This is a genomic window from Arthrobacter sp. NQ4, assembly GCF_029077345.1.
GTDB lineage: Bacteria > Actinomycetota > Actinomycetes > Actinomycetales > Micrococcaceae > Arthrobacter.
The window spans coordinates 164,942-181,871 of sequence record NZ_JARETC010000001.1 but is presented as its reverse complement, the minus strand read 5'-3'; the positions used below and the strand labels follow the sequence as shown (position 1 = coordinate 181,871).

The window sequence follows — 16,930 nt, the reverse complement described above, 5'->3', positions numbered from 1 at the left end:
GGACCTGTTGTGCGCACTTTTATCTCTGCCATCGCCACCGTGCTGGGCATCCTCCTCGCCGCCGTTGCCGTTCCCGCCATCTGGGTGGACCGGAACATCGTCCAGGAAGACGGCTTCGTCCGTCTCGCAGCTCCGCTTGGCAAGGACACGGAATTCCAAAAGAAGCTGGCTGCGGCCGCAGTGGGAACGATTGACACCGGGTCGGTTCCCGGGTTCCTCTCCGGGCTGGTGGAGCCAATGCTTGAAAAGGCGGCGGAGTCGCTGACCGGGTTGCCCGGCTATCCGGCGGCCTGGGAGGAGACCCTCCGCAGAAGCCACCGCCTCAGCTTTGCCGATCCGGCCGCGGCATCCCAGGGAGGAGCATCGGCGTCGTCCCTGACCCTCGACGTTGCCCCACTGGTTGCCCTGGGCTCGGAGGAGATCTCCCGCACAACCAGGCTTCCCCTCGATCCGCCGGAACAGACGCTGATCAATGTAGGCCAGCCTGCGCAAAGGGAATGGACTGAACGGCTGGCCACCTACGCGCCCATGGGCTACATCCTGGCCATCGGGTCGGCCGTAGCGTTCCTGCTGGCGCTCGTGGCGGCACGCCGCCGCGGGACGGTGCTGCTGGCCGCGGGCCTCGGCGGACTGGCGCTTGCCGGGCTGTGGGGACTGGGACTGCAGCTTGGCTCAGCCCGCGCCCAGGCCACGGACACCGGCAACGCGGTGGCCAATATGTTCCGCGACCATTTCCTTGCCGCCGCCGGCGCGGACTTCCAAACGTGGATCACCACGGCCGGGGTTGCCGGCGGCGTCCTGGTGGCGGTGGGCATTGTGACGTTGTTCGCATCCCGGAAACGGGTTGGGGCCAGCCGGTAGCATGGAGGCATGACCACCTCGGCTGTATCCCTTTCGATGCCAACCATTCCGCGCAGGCGCCGCTCCCCGGAGGAAGTAGCAGCTGCGGCCCCCGTGAACGGCACCAAGAAGGTACTGCTGGCCGCTCCGCGCGGTTACTGCGCCGGTGTTGACCGTGCCGTGATCGCCGTAGAAAAGGCGCTGGAGCACTACGGTCCGCCCGTGTACGTCCGCAAGCAGATCGTCCACAACGTCCACGTGGTCAGCTCGCTGGAGGAAAAGGGCGCCATCTTCGTGGACGAAACCGATGAGGTGCCCGAAGGTGCCCTGGTGATCTTCTCCGCCCACGGAGTGTCCCCGGCAGTGGTCGAGTCCGCCGAAACCCGGGGCCTGCGCACCATTGATGCCACGTGCCCCCTGGTCACAAAAGTGCACAAGGAAGCCGTCCGCTTCGCCAAGGACGATTTCGATATCCTCCTGATCGGCCACGACGGCCATGAGGAAGTGGAAGGCACTTCAGGGGAAGCGCCGGAGCACATCCAGATCATTAATGGCCCGCATGAAGTGGACCAGGTCACCGTCCGCGACCCCGAGAAGGTCATCTGGCTTTCGCAGACGACACTCAGCGTGGACGAGACCATGGAAACCGTCCGGCTGCTCAAGGAACGGTTCCCCACCCTGCAGGATCCGCCTAGCGACGACATCTGCTACGCCACCACCAACCGCCAGGTGGCCATCAAAAAGATCGCGCCCAAGGCGGACCTGGTGATCGTGGTGGGTTCGGCCAACTCGTCCAACTCTGTCCGGCTGGTGGAGGTGGCGCTCGAATACGGTGCCAAGGCCTCGTACCGGGTGGATTTCGCCAACGAGGTTGACGAGGCGTGGTTTGAAGGCGTCGCCACCGTGGGCGTTACGTCGGGGGCATCCGTTCCCGAGGTGCTGGTGCAGGACGTGCTGCGGCTGCTCGCTGATTACGGCTACGGAGCCGTGGAGGAAGTCGTGACGGCCGAGGAAGACCTCCTCTTCTCGCTGCCCAAGGAACTCCGGGCCACCCTGAAACAGGCCGGCGATGTCAGCCGTGCGCTGGGCGGACGACGGACCCGCAGCTAAAACCGGCACACAATTCCAACGGAATGGGCCGGGCAGCCACTGGCTGCCCGGCCCATTCTGCATTTCGGCGGCCGTGTCAGGCTGCTTCCCCGTCGCCCTGCAGCTCGGGTGCCACCAGCGCCCGCGGTTGCACCTCCACCAAGGGTGGTGCAACCAAGCCTGTTTCCTCCAGGCTGTTGAGTTTCCGCGCGGTGGGCAGGACCCTGGCTTCCAGCGTTCCCACCATGGCGTTGTAGCGGTCCACGGACGTCTTCAGCGAGGATCCGAGCTTGGTGACGTTCTCGCCCAGCGTGCCCATCCGGTCGTACAGCTGCCGCGCAAGTTCGAAGAGCTCGCGTGCACTGTCCGTCAGGACGTCCTGGCGCCACGTGAATGCCACGGACTTCAGCACGGCCAGCAGGGTGCTCGGCGAGGCGAGGACGACATTACGGGACAACGCGTGGTCCAGGAGCCCGGCGTCAGCTGTCAGCGCCGCCGCCAGGATGGACTCGGCCGGGATGAAACAAACCACCAGTTCCGGGGAGTTTCCGGGGATATCCCAGTACTTTTTGGTACCGAGCGCATCCACGTGCGCCCTAAGGGCCTTGGCGTGTGCCGCCAGGAGGGCCTGCCTGTTGCGGCCCTCGTTCGCCGACTGCGGTCCAGCCGGGGCCAGGCGCGGGTCCACCGAGCCGAGTTCCTGTGCCTCAAGGTAGGACGACAACGGCACCTTGGCGTCCACCACCAGCTGTTTTTCACCCGGCAGCTGCACCACCAGGTCCGGCCGCACCGTTGAGTCGTGGCCCGCACTGTGGACCTGCTCCACGAAGTCGACGTGGCGGAGCATCCCTGCAGCCTCCACCACGCGCCGAAGCTGCACCTCGCCCCACTGGCCCCTGGCGCTGTTGGAACGCAGCGCCGATTCCAGGGCGTGCGTGGAACGGATGAGCTGTTCATCGGACAGCCTGGCCTCCTGCAGCTGCTGGGCCAGTTGGCCGTACTGCTCAACCCGGTCCCGCTCCAGCAGCGCCACCTGCTGCTGCACCGCGGACAGCTTCTCGGCCACGGGCGCCAGGGCACGCAGCACGCTGCCGTCCTGTGTCCGGGCCTCACCCAGCTCACGGTTCTGTGCGGCCAAAAGCCGCCGCTCGGCGTCGGCCGCTGCCAGCTGCGCAGTGACCTCGGAAAGGCGTGACGACACCTGGTCGAAGTCCGTCTCCAGGGCGTGCGAGTTCCGGCGCAATGAGAAGTAGGTGGCTGCAGCGCCGGCAAGCGCACCCAGCAGCAGCATGAAAAGGGCCAGAATCAAGGCAAAAGCATCCATGGCTTCACTGTTGCACGGGGCTCTGACAATCATGGGCAGTGACATTCCCGGGTACTGGGCCGCGGGGTCCGGCGGGTAGAATCAATGCTCGTGGCTCTAACTATTGGCATCGTCGGACTGCCCAACGTCGGCAAATCAACCCTCTTCAACGCGCTAACCCGCAACCAGGTCCTGGCCGCGAACTATCCGTTCGCCACCATCGAACCCAATGTCGGCGTCGTGAACCTCCCGGACCCCAGGCTGCAGAAGCTCGCCGGGATCTTCGGCTCCCAGCGCGTCCTGCCCGCCGCGGTATCCTTCGTCGACATCGCCGGCATCGTGAAGGGCGCGTCGGAGGGGGAGGGGCTCGGCAACCAGTTCCTGGCCAACATCCGCGAAGCTGAAGCCATCGCCGAAGTTGTCCGGGTCTTCGATGACCCCGACGTGATCCACGTCGACGGCAAGGTGGATCCCCGCTCGGACATGGAGACCATCAACACCGAGCTGATCCTCGCGGACCTGCAGACCATCGAAAAAGCCATCCCGCGGATCGAAAAAGAAGTCAAGATCAAGAAGCGGGAAGCCGCCGAGCTCGCCGCCATCAAGGCCGCGCAGGCGGTGCTCGAGCGGGGAGACACCATCTACTCCTCCATCAAGAGCGACAAACTGGAGATGGAACACCTCAAGGAGCTGGGCCTGCTGACCGCCAAGCCCTTCATCTACGTGTTCAATGCCGACGAAGGCATCCTGGGCAGCCCGGAAAAGCAGGAAGAACTGCGCGCCATGGTTGCCCCGGCAGACTGCATCTTCCTTGACGCCAAACTCGAGGCCGATCTCGTGGAGCTCGACGAGGAAGAGGCGCGCGAGATGCTCGAGATGAACGGCCAGGACGAGTCCGGCCTGGACCAGCTGGCACGCGTGGGCTTCCACACCCTGGGGCTGCAGACCTACCTCACGGCGGGCCCCAAGGAAGCGCGCGCCTGGACCATCCGGCAGGGCGACACGGCACCGCAGGCAGCCGGCGTCATTCACTCCGACTTCCAGCGCGGCTTCATCAAGGCCGAAGTCGTCTCCTTCGACGACCTGGTGGACGCCGGATCCATGGCCGAGGCGAAATCCCGCGGCAAGGTCCGGATCGAAGGCAAGGAATACGTCATGGCCGACGGCGACGTGGTGGAGTTCCGCTTCAACGTCTGATTTCCGCAGGAACAGGCGCACTGCTGGTCCCGGAACGATGCTGGGGCACTGTCCGGGCGGAAAAATTGCCGGAGGTCTGCCCTGGCCTACGGCCCGGTCGGACCAGCGGGACCGGGCGGGTAGGGAGGCTGCTGCTGAGGCCAGGACGGGGGAGCGGATGACGCCTGCCCACGCTCCGGTGCAGGGTACTTGTCGAAACGCTGGCCAGACGGGTTCCCCCGCTGCGCGAGCAGCACGATGAGCGCAATCCATCCAAGTACGGGGATGAGGGCGAGCAGCAGCATCCAGGTGCTGAGGTTCACGTCGTGGAGGCGTCGGGACGCCACCGCGAGTGACGGGACAACGGTGGCGAGAAACCACAAGCCACCCAGGGCGCTGGACCCCGTCACCTGGCCGTTGACCACAGTGGGACTGATGGAATTCAGCACCGCTGAGGCCAGCCCGGAAGCGAGGAACCACCACCAATATTCGCTTCGGCTGGCGCGCCCCGAGAAGACCGCGTACTTCTGGAAGACGCGTTTGACCGCGTCCACCGGCGGAGCACCGTAGTACGGCAGTTCGAGGGGCGGGACTGCACTTCCGGGCACATTGGACGGTTGGGGGATGCTCATCGAGCTTTTCCTTCCTGAGGTTCCGTTGCCAGCATGCTACGGAACCGGCCGGGCCCGGGCTTGGGCCGTAGGTCCCGTCCGGCGGCCCGGACTACGTACCCCATTGCCAGGAGGTTCGGATTGGGTTGGCGGGCAGCAGCACCAAGTATCCTGAGTTTGTAGGGCGTGATTGAAGCGGCCCCAGTCCCCTCCGGAGAGGGAAAACCACAAGGAGGCGGCATGCCGGTCCGGCGTCTGATGCAGTTGCTCATCGCCGCGTTGGCGGCTGCCCTGGTTCTTTCCGGCTGTTCGGGCGGCAGCGCCCCGTCCGTGGTGGTGGGGGAGGCGAAGCGCGGCGGCAGCGTCACTGTGGCCGAGGTCAACGCATTCTCCTCGTTCAACCCCTACAGCGCCAACGGCAACACCGACATCAACTCGAAGATCGGCGCCATCACGCACTCGGGCTTCTTCTACCTGGACGACAGCTCCAAGGTGGTCCGCAACGACAAGTTCGGCCACTTCGAGAAGGTCTCCGACCAGCCGCTCAAAGTAAAGTACACGGTCAATGAGGGCGTGAAGTGGTCGGACGGGGCGCCCATCGGAGCTGCAGACCTCCTGCTGAGCTGGGCCGCAGGGTCGGGTTACTTCGACGACGTCGAACCCGCAGCGGGGAAGGGCACCAAGTACTTCTCGGTCGCCTCCGACACCACAGGCCTGGCGGGTACCCTGTTTCCCGAAATCGGGTCGGACGGCCGTTCCATCACCATTGAGTACGCCGCACCGTACGCTGACTGGGAAGTGGCGTTCGACGTCGGACTCCCGGCCCATGTCGTTGCTGCCAAGAGCGGACTCAACGACGAGGAGGACCTGGTCAAGCTCCTCAAGGACACGCCCCGGGGCAACCCGGACAAACCGGCGTCGCACCCGGCCCTCAAAAAGGTCAGCGACTTCTGGAACACCGGGTTCGATACGAAATCCCTTCCGGATGATCCTGCGCTCTACCTTTCCAGCGGCCCCTACATCGTCCGCGACATCGTGCCTGAAGTTTCCATGAAGCTGGTCCGGAACCGGGACTACGTGTGGGGCGCGGAACCGTGGCTGGACGAGATCAATGTCCGGTTCACGGGGGCCGTGCCGGCGGCGGTTGATGCCCTGCGCAACGGGCAGGCTGACATCATTTCGCCCCAGCCCTCGGCTGCCACAGACAATCTCCTCACCGGCCTGTCAGGTCAGGGCATCACCGTTGAACGGTACAAACAGTCCGGCTACGACCACCTTGACCTCAACTTCTCCGGGACGTTTGCCGACAAGGATGTCCGGGAAGCCTTCCTCAAGACGGTGCCGCGGCAGGCGATTGTGGACGCCGTGGTGGGCACCCAGGTGGCGGACAACAAGCCGCTGGACTCCCAGGTGTTCCTGCCCGGACAGCCAAAGTACGACGAGACCGTGAAGAACAACGGGTCGTCCGATTACGCCAAGGTGGACATCGATGGCGCAAAGAGGCTCCTCAAGGACGCCACCCCCAGCATCCGCATTCTCTATAACCGGGACAACCCGAACCGGGCCAAAGCCTTCGCCCTGATCCGCGACTCGGCCGCACTGGCGGGATTCCGGGTTGTCGACGGCGGCCAGGGGAGTGCAGACTGGGCGGCCGCGTTGAGCAGGGGTGGCTATGATGCCGCCCTGTCAGGCTGGATCGGGACTGAGGCGGGCGTCAGCAGGGTGCCGCAAATCTTCCGCACCGGTGCAGGCAGCAACTTCACGGGCTATTCCGACGGCGACGCGGACAAGATCATGGAACAGCTGGCCGTGACCACGGACCTGGGCAAACAGGACGAGCTCCTGGCCGAGATCGACAAGCACATCTGGGAGGACGCGTACGGCCTTCCCCTTTACCAAACACCCGGAACGACTGCGTTCAATTCGCGGGTGGCCGGCGTGAAGACCAGCCCCGGTCCCCTGGGCGTGTGGTGGAACGTTGCGGAGTGGCGGCTGTCCTAGCCGCGGCCACGTACTTTTTTGGGTCCTTTGGCTCTTGCGGCGCCGATTCGCCGTAGGGCCTACCGGCGAGTAGCATGTGACGTGCCTAACTATCGCCGCCGCCCGGGGCATTGAAAAGCCGCCGGTCACGGTTTGGCAACGGAGTACCAATATCTGGACTTCGTGCGGTTAGGCTAACTCGTATTGTGTAGGTTTCGTCACAGCGGTGAGCTGCGTCCGACCTGCGGGGAAGCACAAGATTCCCCTATACATCTCTCCCACAACTCATAGGAGGCGGAATGCGTTTTACGCGCACTTCCAAAGCACTGGGCATCGTGGCAATCGCCGCGCTTGCCCTGACCGGGTGCGGCGCCGGCGGCGGCGGCAGCACTGACGGGGCCAGCAAAGCTGCCGGCGATCCGAACAAGGTCATCACCGCCTACAGCAACGAGCCACAAAACCCGTTGCTGCCGGCAAACACCAATGAGGTTTACGGCGGCCGCGTGGTCGAGCTTCTCTTCGAAGGCCTGCGCACGTACGACGCCAGCGGCAAGCCGGTCAACGCCCTCGCTGACTCCATCGAGTCTTCCGACGCCCAGAACTGGACCATCAAGGTCAAGCAGGGCCAGAAGTTCACCAACGGTGAAGCCATCACGGCAAAGACCTTCGTCGACTCCTGGAACTTCGCCGCAAACTCCAAGAACCTGCAGAACAACGGATTCTTCTTCGAGTCCATCGCCGGTTACGAAGACGTTTCGGCTGTGAACTCGGAAAAGGGTGCTGACGGCAAGACCACCACCACTCCTGCTCCCAAGGCCGACACCATGTCCGGCCTGGCAGCAACCGATGATTCCACCATCACGGTCAAGCTCGCCCAGCCCGAAGCGGACTGGTCCCTGCGCCTTGGCTACTCCGCCTTCTTCCCGCTTCCGTCCGCCGCGCTGACCGACCCCAAGACCTTCGGTGAAAACCCCGTTGGCAACGGTCCGTACAAGTTCGAAAAGCAGGGTTCCTGGGTCCATGACCAGTCGATCTCCCTGGTCAAGAACGCCGATTACAAGGGCCCGCGCGAGGCAAAGAACGGCGGCGTGACCTTCAAGTTCTACACCGATCCGGGCCCCGCATACACGGACCTGCAGTCGGACAACCTCGACATCACGGATGTTCTCCCGTCGAACGCCCTGAAGACCTACGTCTCCGACTTCCCGGACCGCAACTCCACCAAGCCGGTTGCGACCAACTCCACGCTGAACATCCCGCCGTACAACCCCAACTTCCAGGGTGAAGCCGGCAAGCTGCGCCGCCAGGCACTGTCCTACGCCATCAACCGCGAGGAAATCGCCAAGGTTGTCTTCAACGGCACCCGCACCCCGGCCAAGGCATTCGTTCCGCCGGTCATCGACGGATTCAAGGAAGGCCTCAAGGGCAGCGAAGTCCTGAAGTTCGACGCCGCCAAGGCCAAGGACCTCTGGGCACAGGCAGAGAAGATCAAGCCGTACGACGGCTCCAAGCCGCTCCAGATCGCCTCCAACACCGACGGCGGCAACAAGGAATGGATCGATGCGGTAGCCAACGGCTTCAAGAACAACCTCGGCATCCAGGCTGAAATCCAGCCGTTCGCCAAGTTCGCTGAAGTCCTGAACCTCCGCAAGTCCCAGCAGCTGCCCGGCCTGACCCGCGCGGGCTGGCAGGGCGACTACCCGTCGCTGTACAACTTCCTGGGACCGGTCTGGGCCACCAACGCTTCCTCCAACTACGAGAAGTACTCGAACCCTGAGTTCGACAACCTCCTCAAGGAGGGCCTGGCTGCCAAGAGCACGGACGAGGCAAACACCAAGTTCAACCAGGCACAGGAAGTCCTGTTCCAGGACCTGCCCGGCCTGCCGCTCTGGGATCAGGCACGCCCGATCGTCTGGAGCAACAACATCGTGAAGGCCGAGACCGGCTGGAACGGCGGCATCCTGTACTACGGCATCACCGCCAAGTAGTCACCAGATCTAACTTGCCGTCAGGCTGATGGGGGTTCCGGTTGCGTCCGGGCCCCCATTGGCTTGCAAGCGGCAGGAAGGCATTCATGAACGCGTTTTCCCCTTTACCGGAAGGCAGGTGATCCTGTGATCCGGTTCATCCTGCGCCGACTCCTTCAGGTGATCCCTGTTTTCCTCGGCACTACCCTTTTGGTGTACTACATGGTGTTCGCCCTGCCGGGCGATCCCATCGCCGCGCTGTTCGGCGACCGCCAGCCCCCGCAGGCTGTCATCGACACCCTGCGCAGCCAGTACAACCTGGACCAGCCCTTCTGGGTCCAGTACGGCCTGTTCCTCAAGAACCTTTTCACCTTCAACCTGGGCAATGACTTCACGGGCCAGCCCATCGCGGCCAGCCTTGCCCGTGTCTTCCCGGTGACGGCGATGCTCGCCATCGAGGCGCTGGCCATCCAGGCTGTCTTCGGTGTTGCGTTCGGCGTTTTCGCCGGGCTGCGGCGCGGCGGCTGGTTCGACTCCACCGTCCTGGTGGCCTCGCTGGTTGTCATCGCAGTCCCCACCTTCGTCCTCGGCTTCGTTTTCCAGCTCGTCTTCGGCGTGCAGCTTGGCTGGGCCAAACCCACAGTGGGCGCGAACGCCAACTGGGGGACCCTGCTGCTCCCGGCCGTGGTCCTGGGACTTGTCTCCTTCGCCTACGTCCTCCGCCTGACTCGCGCATCAGTCAGCGAAAACATGAATGCCGACTACGTGCGGACCGCCACGGCCAAGGGCCTCTCCCGGCCGCGGGTGGTCATGGCGCACATCCTGCGCAACTCCCTGATCCCTGTGGTGACCTACCTGGGCGCCAACCTTGGCGGCCTGATGGGCGGTGCCATTGTTACTGAGGGCATCTTCAACGTTCCCGGCGTAGGCAACAAGCTCTACCAGGCTGTCCTCCGCAGTGAAGGCCCCACCATCGTCTCCATCGTCAGCGTGCTGGTGCTGGTGTTCGTCGTGGCGAACCTTCTTGTCGATCTCCTGTACGCCTGGCTTGACCCGAGGATCCGCTATGACCAGTAATAACAGCCACTTCGTGGCCCCCATCGACGAGACACCGCTGCAGGCAACGGACGCCGTCAAGACGGACCAGGCCCCGCTCAGCCTGTGGGCAGACGCGTGGCGCAAGCTCCGTCGTCGTCCGCTGTTCATCATCTCGGCACTGCTGATCCTTGCCCTGATCGTGATTGCCTTGTTCCCGGGCCTCTTCACGTCCACGCCCCCCAACGAGGGCTGCGAGCTTGCCAACTCCGAAGGCGCCCCCACGGCCGGACACCCGTTTGGCTTCACCTTCCAGGGCTGCGACGTTTACTCCAGGGTCATCCACGGCACGCAGGCTTCCCTCTCCGTGGGCCTGCTTTCCGTGCTCTGCGTGCTGGTCATCGGCGTGACGCTCGGCGCCCTCGCGGGGTACTACGGTGGCTGGATCGATGCCGTCCTCGCCCGCCTGGGCGATATCTTCTTCGCCCTGCCGCTTGTCCTGGGCGCGCTGGTGATCACTCAGCTGCCGCTGTTCCGGGAGAACAAGAGCGTATGGACCGTGGTGTTCGTCATCTCGCTCCTGGCCTGGCCGCAGATGGCGCGTATCACCCGTGGTGCAGTCATCGAGGTACGCAACGCTGACTTCGTCACAGCCGCGCGCGCGCTGGGCGTCTCCAAATTCGGCGCCCTGATCCGCCACGTCCTGCCGAACGCCCTGGCACCCATCATCGTCCTGGCGACGCTGGAGCTTGGCGTGTTCATCGTGGCCGAAGCCACCCTGTCCTTCCTGGGCATCGGTTTGCCCCAGAGCATCATGTCGTGGGGCAACGACATTGCAGGCGCCCAGGCATCGATCAGGACCCGGCCGGAAATCATGCTCTACCCGGCCGCGGCGCTGTCCATCACGGTGCTGAGCTTCATCATGCTGGGTGACGCCGTGCGTGACGCCCTCGACCCGAAGAGCCGTCAGCGATGAGAGATAAAGAGATGACAAGTCCAGACGTCCGCATTGATGAGGCCGGTGCCACCGGCGTCAGGCCGCTGCTCGAAATCCGCGACCTCGCCATCACCTTCAAGACCGGCGGCGGCGACGTCCAGGCGGTGCGGAATGCACACCTGACCATCATGCCCGGTGAAACGGTGGCCATCGTGGGGGAGTCCGGCTCCGGCAAGTCCACCACCGCCCTGGCCGCCATCGGCCTCCTGCCCAACAACGGCAAAGTGTCCGGCGGCCAGATCCTGCTCGACGGCGAGGACATCGCCCACACCTCCGAGCAGCGCATGATCGAGCTGCGCGGCAACACCATCGGCATGGTGCCGCAGGACCCCATGTCCAACCTGAACCCGGTATGGAAGATCGGCTACCAGGTCCGGGAGACACTGCGTGCAAACGGCCGGCCCAGCGGTCCGGACGATATCGCCAAGGTGTTGTCCCAGGCCGGACTGCCGGACGCCAAGCGCCGGGCCAACCAGTACCCGCACGAGTTCTCGGGCGGCATGCGCCAGCGTGCGCTGATCGCCATCGGCCTCTCCTGCCAGCCGCGCCTGCTGATCGCGGACGAGCCGACGTCGGCCCTTGACGTCACCGTCCAGCGGCAGATCCTGGACCACCTGGAAACCATGACCAACGAGCTGGGCACCTCGGTGCTGCTGATCACCCACGACCTTGGCCTCGCAGCCGAGCGTGCCGACAAAGTCGTGGTCATGTACCAGGGCCGCGTCGTTGAGGCCGGGCCGTCGCTGGAACTGCTGCGCAACCCGCAGCACCCCTACACCAAGCGGCTCGTAGAGTCCGCGCCATCCCTTGCCAGCCGCCGCATCCAGGTGGCCAAGGAACAGGGGGTGGAGACGTCGGACCTGCTGGCACCTGCCGCCGCAACGGTGAAGCCGGACACTTTCCTGCAGATCCAGGACCTGCGGAAGGTCTACAAGCTCCGCTCGGGGCTGGGCAAGGCGACGGACTTCGCGGCCGTTGACGGCGTAAGCTTCGACGTCCGGCGGGGAACCACGACGGCGATCGTGGGGGAGTCGGGTTCCGGCAAGTCCACAGTGGCCAAGATGGTGCTCCAACTGGAGAAGCCGACCGAGGGCAGGATCCTGTTCGACGGCGTCGACACCTCGGCCTTGAAGCCTGCCGAGCTTTTCAAGTTCCGCAGGCGGGTCCAGCCCATCTTCCAGGACCCGTACGGCTCCCTCGATCCGATGTACAACATCTACCGCACGATCGAAGAACCATTGCGGGTCCACAAGATCGGGGACCAGGCCAGCCGGGAGAAGAAAGTCCGGACATTGCTGGACCAGGTGGCTCTGCCCCAGTCCGCCATGCAGCGGTATCCCAATGAGCTGTCCGGCGGCCAGCGGCAGCGCGTGGCCATCGCGCGGGCACTGGCGCTGGACCCCGAGGTCATCATCTGTGATGAGGCAGTCTCCGCGCTGGACGTGCTGGTGCAGGCGCAGGTGCTGAACCTGCTCGCCGACCTGCAGGCCAACCTTGGGCTGACGTACCTGTTCATCACGCACGACCTTGCCGTGGTGCGCCAGATCGCGGACCACGTCTGTGTGATGGAGAAGGGCCGCCTGGTGGAGACCGGGTCCACGGACGACGTCTTCGAATCGCCCAAGCAGGAGTACACCAAGGCCCTGCTCAACGCCATCCCCGGCGCGAAGCTGATGCTTCCGCCTGAGGTGGCATAGCGGGACGTTTTCCCTGAACGGGTGGAGCCGGGACCTTAGGGTCCCGGCTCCAGCCGTTTAAATTGACCGGTTTGAATTGGCCGAGACTGTCTAGGTGGCCGGCGGAACCAGCCCGGTTCGGCTGTCAGTCCTGGAAGGTGCTCCCGGCTGCAGGCACGGCGGCGAGGGCGCCCTGCTCCGCTGCGGCTTTCCGGTCCAGTCCAAGTTCCCTTAGCCTGTGCTCAAGAATCCCGCCCAGTGCCGTGCGGCCTTCGTGGTTCATATGCACCGCATCAGCGAGGTCCTTTGCCAGTCCGTACCTGGTGAGCCAGTCTCCGGTGGAGATAAAGGGCAGTCCATTTGCTGCCGCCACGGCACCGAGCAAAGCATCAACCTCACTCCGCCGGCCGCCGCCGTCGTTCGATCCCCGGGCCAGGGTGCCGATCATTGCCAGCCGTGTGCCGGGATAGCGGCTCCGCAGCACAGCGATCAGCCGCTCGGCGTTCCGTGCGATCTGCGCGTTGCTTGCGCCTCCGGCGGCGTCGTTGCCACCGCCCTCGACCACAATGAGGGCGGGGGTCCCGGAGGGGAGCTGCCAGTCCCCGCGCTGCAGGGCGTCCACGTAGTTACCGGTGGCACCGTTCGCCGCGACGTAGCCGGTGCCCCCGCGGCCGCAAAAGTACACGTTGTACCCGGCGGCGGCCAAACCCAGGCGGGGCCAGCCGTCAACGGGTTCCGACTGCGAATCCCCAATCAGCAGGACAGTCTTGCCCACATCGGGCACAACTGCTTCCAGCCGGCCGTTGCCCGTATTCAGGACGTGGGCAGTGGCTGCCACCGACACCTTCGCGGCGCCCGGCTTCACGGCTGGCGCCTGGTTGTTGGCTGCCTGGCCTGCGGCTGCCCGCGACAGGCTGCTGCCGCCCGGACCAGCGGAAAGTCCGTCTCCACCGGATCCCGCGACCACGAGACCGGCGACCACGAGACCGGCGACCACTCCGGCCACAGCCCACGCGGCACCGCGCATGGTGCTGGCCTTGGCAGGGGGCATCGTTGTCTCCGGCGTGCTCAAAGGATGGGCTCTTGGTCACAGACATCATGCCATGCACACGCAGGCGGCAGTGAACTTGGTCACACCAAGTGCGGGACGGTGGCTGATCTTGGCTCAAGCGGCGGCGGTCAGTCCCGCTGGAATTTAGGCCAACAAATGGCTCAGCGGCTAGAATAGAGGAAGGCGCCCTGTGCCAAGGGCCTTGTCCGTCGTGCGTTCCGGTTGGAAATGTCGCGATACCTCAGCTGACTTCACCACTGAATCGAGCAATAACGCATGTCTGAAACCTCCACCAACACTGCGGTAGCCACTGCATCGCGCAGTGACCTGCGCAACGTAGCGATCGTGGCCCACGTTGACCACGGCAAGACCACCCTGGTCGACGCCATGCTCAAGCAGACCCATTCCTTTGCCGAGCACAACCACGTAGAAGACCGCGTCATGGACTCCGGTGACCTGGAGCGCGAAAAGGGCATCACCATCCTGGCGAAGAACACCACTGTCGCCTACAACGGTCCGTCCTCGAACGGCGAGACCATCACCATCAACGTGATCGACACCCCCGGCCACGCCGACTTCGGCGGCGAGGTCGAGCGCGGCCTGTCCATGGTCGACGGCGTCGTCCTGCTCGTCGATGCCTCTGAGGGCCCGCTGCCCCAGACCCGCTTCGTGCTGCGCAAGGCCCTCGCCGCGCACCTGCCCGTGATCCTGCTGGTCAACAAGACCGACCGCCCCGACGCGCGGATCGAAGAGGTCGTGCACGAGTCCATGGACCTGCTCCTTGGCCTCGCCTCCGACCTGGCCGACGAGGTCCCCGACCTCGACCTGGACAAGATCCTCGAGGTCCCCGTAGTTTACGCCGCCGCGAAGGTCGGCCGCGCCTCCCTTGAGCAGCCCGCTGACGGCACCGCTCCGGAGAACGAGGATCTTGAGCCGCTGTTCAAGACCATCATCGAGCACATCCCGGCTCCGACGTACAACCCGGAGGGTGTGCTCCAGGCGCACGTCACCAACCTCGACGCCTCCCCGTTCCTTGGCCGACTGGCCCTGCTGCGTATTTACAACGGCACCCTGCGCAAGGGCCAGACCGTGGCCTGGGCCCGCGCCAACGGCGAGCTGAAGAACGTCAAGATCACCGAGCTGCTTGCTACCAAGGCGCTGGAGCGCGTGCCGGCCGAGTCCGCCGGCCCCGGCGAGATTGTCGCCGTCGCCGGCATCGAGGAGATCACCATCGGTGAAACCCTGACCGACGCCGAGAACCCCCAGCCGCTGCCGCTGATCACCGTAGACGATCCCGCGATCTCCATGACCATCGGTATCAACACCTCGCCGCTGGCCGGCAAGGTCAAGGGCGCCAAGGTTACTGCCCGCCAGGTCAAGGACCGTCTTGACAAGGAACTGATCGGTAACGTCTCCATCAAGGTCCTGCCCACCGAGCGTCCCGACGCCTGGGAAGTCCAGGGCCGTGGCGAGCTCGCCCTCGCCATCCTGGTGGAGCAGATGCGCCGTGAAGGCTTCGAGCTGACCGTCGGCAAGCCGCAGGTTGTCACCAAGACCGTTGATGGCAAGATCCACGAGCCGATGGAACACATGACCATCGACGTGCCCGAGGAATACCTGGGCGCCGTCACCCAGCTCATGGCAGCCCGCAAGGGCCGCATGACCAACATGGCCAACCACGGCACCGGCTGGTGCCGCATGGAGTTCATCGTTCCGGCCCGTGGCCTGATCGGTTTCCGCACCCGGTTCCTGACCGACACCCGCGGCGCAGGCATCGCAGCCTCCATCTCCGAAGGCTACGAGCCGTGGGCCGGCCCCATCGAGTACCGCACCAACGGCTCCATGATCGCCGACCGCGCCGGTGTTGTGACCCCGTTCGCCATGATCAACCTGCAGGAACGTGGCTCCTTCTTCGTGAAGCCCACCTCCGAGGTCTACGAAGGCATGATCGTGGGCGAGAACTCCCGCGCCGACGACATGGACGTCAACATCACGAAGGAAAAGAAGCTCACCAACATGCGTGCCGCTTCCTCGGACACCTTCGAGAACCTGACCCCGCCGCGCGACCTGACCCTCGAAGAGTCGCTCGAATTCGCCCGCGAGGACGAGTGCGTCGAGGTGACCCCGGAAGCCATCCGCATCCGCAAGGTCATCCTGGACACCAACGAGCGCGCCAAGGCCAACCGCGCCCGCGCCAAGGCCTAGTAACTCCGCAGGTCCGCAGAACGCCACCGGTATTTGCCGGTGGCGTTCTGCGTTTAAGCCCGCGATTGCGCAGCGAACCGGACGCTCGTTGCGCAGGGACAGTCCGTGCGCAACGAGCGGCGCTGTCACCGCGCACGGACGGTTTTCCACATGGCGGTTTCCGAGTCCTGCGTCCGGCTCCGTAAGCGGCAAGCATGCAGTTATGCCAACTCTTTCAGAAGCCCTAACTGCCCTGGGCGGCGTTGCCAGTACCCATTCACTGTCAATGGCGGGGGTTTCGCGCCGGAGCCTGGAGGCTGGCGTGGCTGCGGGCTCAGTCCAAAGGATTGCCCGTGGCGTCTATGCCCACCCGCAAGCTGATCCTGTGCTCATTCACGCAGCCCGCCACCATGCTGTCCTGGGATGCGTCTCGGCTGCCAGCGCCGCGGGCTTGTGGGTGGTCAGGCGCCCGGACAGAACGCATCTGGCCGCATCCCACGGCAGGCCTGTCCCTGGTTGCATCGTGCACCGCAGCAGGATCCCGCTGACACCCCTGGACATCGTGTGCCAGTCGTTGCGCTGCCTGGCGCCCCTGGAGGGACTGGCCATTTCGGAGTCCGCGGTCAAGAACGGGCTCATCCAACTTCCGGCCTTGCGGGAGCGGTTTCCGGCCGTCCGCGAAAAGGGCCTCAGAGACTTGGTGGCCCGATCCGCCCTCAATCCGGGTCCATCATCGAAACGATGGCGCGATACCTGTTGGAGGAAGCCGGGCACACGGTCGAGCTGCAGGTCAGGATCCCCGGGATGGGACATCTGGATCTGCTCGTTGACGGCCTGCTCGGAGTTGAAACCGACGGCTACGCCCACCACAGCAGCCGGGAGGCTTACCGCGAGGACCGGCGGCGGTGGAATGTCACCGTTGTCCAAGGTGTCCCAACCCTCCGGGTCACCTTTGAGATGCTGCTTAACGAGCCGGACGGGTTCCGTGAGGATGGTGCAGCGGGCGCTGGCCACGTACCGT

General features: G+C 64.8%; 12 protein-coding genes. 9 read left to right on the top strand and 3 right to left on the bottom strand.

Going from position 1 to position 16,930, the window contains the following annotated elements:
• Positions 1-9: 9 nt before the first annotated feature.
• The gene (locus tag PUN51_RS00790; RefSeq protein ID WP_275179581.1) at positions 10-861 is read left to right on the top strand and encodes a hypothetical protein; all 852 of its coding nucleotides are present in this window, start codon (positions 10-12) and stop codon (positions 859-861) included.
• A 9-nt stretch (positions 862-870) separates the two neighbouring features.
• Entirely contained in the window at positions 871-1,950 is a 1,080-nt protein-coding gene (locus PUN51_RS00785; protein ID WP_159631464.1) for a 4-hydroxy-3-methylbut-2-enyl diphosphate reductase, read from the top strand.
• A 76-nt stretch (positions 1,951-2,026) separates the two neighbouring features.
• Here PUN51_RS00785 and PUN51_RS00780 read toward each other — a convergent pair whose 3' ends face one another.
• Positions 2,027-3,253 (bottom strand): DNA recombination protein RmuC, encoded by a 1,227-nt coding sequence (locus tag PUN51_RS00780; RefSeq protein WP_275179580.1) that lies wholly within the window; start codon positions 3,251-3,253, stop codon positions 2,027-2,029.
• Positions 3,254-3,343: 90 nt separating this feature from the next.
• Here PUN51_RS00780 and ychF point away from each other — a divergent pair, with 90 nt between their 5' ends.
• A complete protein-coding gene (gene ychF / locus PUN51_RS00775) occupies positions 3,344-4,429 on the top strand; it encodes a redox-regulated ATPase YchF (protein ID WP_159631466.1) in 1,086 nt (361 codons plus the stop codon).
• An 86-nt stretch (positions 4,430-4,515) separates the two neighbouring features.
• Here ychF and PUN51_RS00770 read toward each other — a convergent pair whose 3' ends face one another.
• Positions 4,516-5,040, bottom strand: a complete 525-nt coding sequence (locus tag PUN51_RS00770; RefSeq protein ID WP_275179579.1) for a DUF805 domain-containing protein — start codon at positions 5,038-5,040, stop codon at positions 4,516-4,518.
• 219 nt (positions 5,041-5,259) lie between these two features.
• Here PUN51_RS00770 and PUN51_RS00765 point away from each other — a divergent pair, with 219 nt between their 5' ends.
• The 5 genes from PUN51_RS00765 (at position 5,260) to PUN51_RS00745 (ending at position 12,695) form a co-directional block, all read left to right on the top strand.
• Positions 5,260-7,020, top strand: coding sequence for an ABC transporter family substrate-binding protein (locus tag PUN51_RS00765; protein WP_275179578.1), 1,761 nt, complete (start codon positions 5,260-5,262; stop codon positions 7,018-7,020).
• 278 nt (positions 7,021-7,298) lie between these two features.
• A complete protein-coding gene (locus PUN51_RS00760) occupies positions 7,299-8,987 on the top strand; it encodes a peptide ABC transporter substrate-binding protein (protein ID WP_275179577.1) in 1,689 nt (562 codons plus the stop codon).
• A 126-nt stretch (positions 8,988-9,113) separates the two neighbouring features.
• On the top strand, positions 9,114-10,043 hold the full coding sequence (locus PUN51_RS00755) for an ABC transporter permease (RefSeq protein ID WP_159631470.1): 930 nt from the start codon (positions 9,114-9,116) through the stop codon (positions 10,041-10,043).
• On the top strand, positions 10,033-10,977 hold the full coding sequence (locus tag PUN51_RS00750; RefSeq protein WP_224026584.1) for an ABC transporter permease: 945 nt from the start codon (positions 10,033-10,035) through the stop codon (positions 10,975-10,977). Before PUN51_RS00755 ends, PUN51_RS00750 begins: the two co-directional genes overlap by 11 nt.
• An 11-nt stretch (positions 10,978-10,988) precedes the next feature.
• Complete coding sequence (locus tag PUN51_RS00745) at positions 10,989-12,695, top strand: dipeptide ABC transporter ATP-binding protein (protein WP_275179576.1); 1,707 nt, start codon at positions 10,989-10,991, stop codon at positions 12,693-12,695.
• Positions 12,696-12,819: 124 nt separating this feature from the next.
• Here PUN51_RS00745 and PUN51_RS00740 read toward each other — a convergent pair whose 3' ends face one another.
• On the bottom strand, positions 12,820-13,725 hold the full coding sequence (locus PUN51_RS00740; protein ID WP_275179575.1) for an SGNH/GDSL hydrolase family protein: 906 nt from the start codon (positions 13,723-13,725) through the stop codon (positions 12,820-12,822).
• Between the two features lie 276 nt (positions 13,726-14,001).
• Here PUN51_RS00740 and typA point away from each other — a divergent pair, with 276 nt between their 5' ends.
• Positions 14,002-15,930, top strand: coding sequence for a translational GTPase TypA (typA, locus tag PUN51_RS00735; RefSeq protein WP_159631474.1), 1,929 nt, complete (start codon positions 14,002-14,004; stop codon positions 15,928-15,930).
• The last annotated feature ends 1,000 nt before the right edge of the window (positions 15,931-16,930 follow it).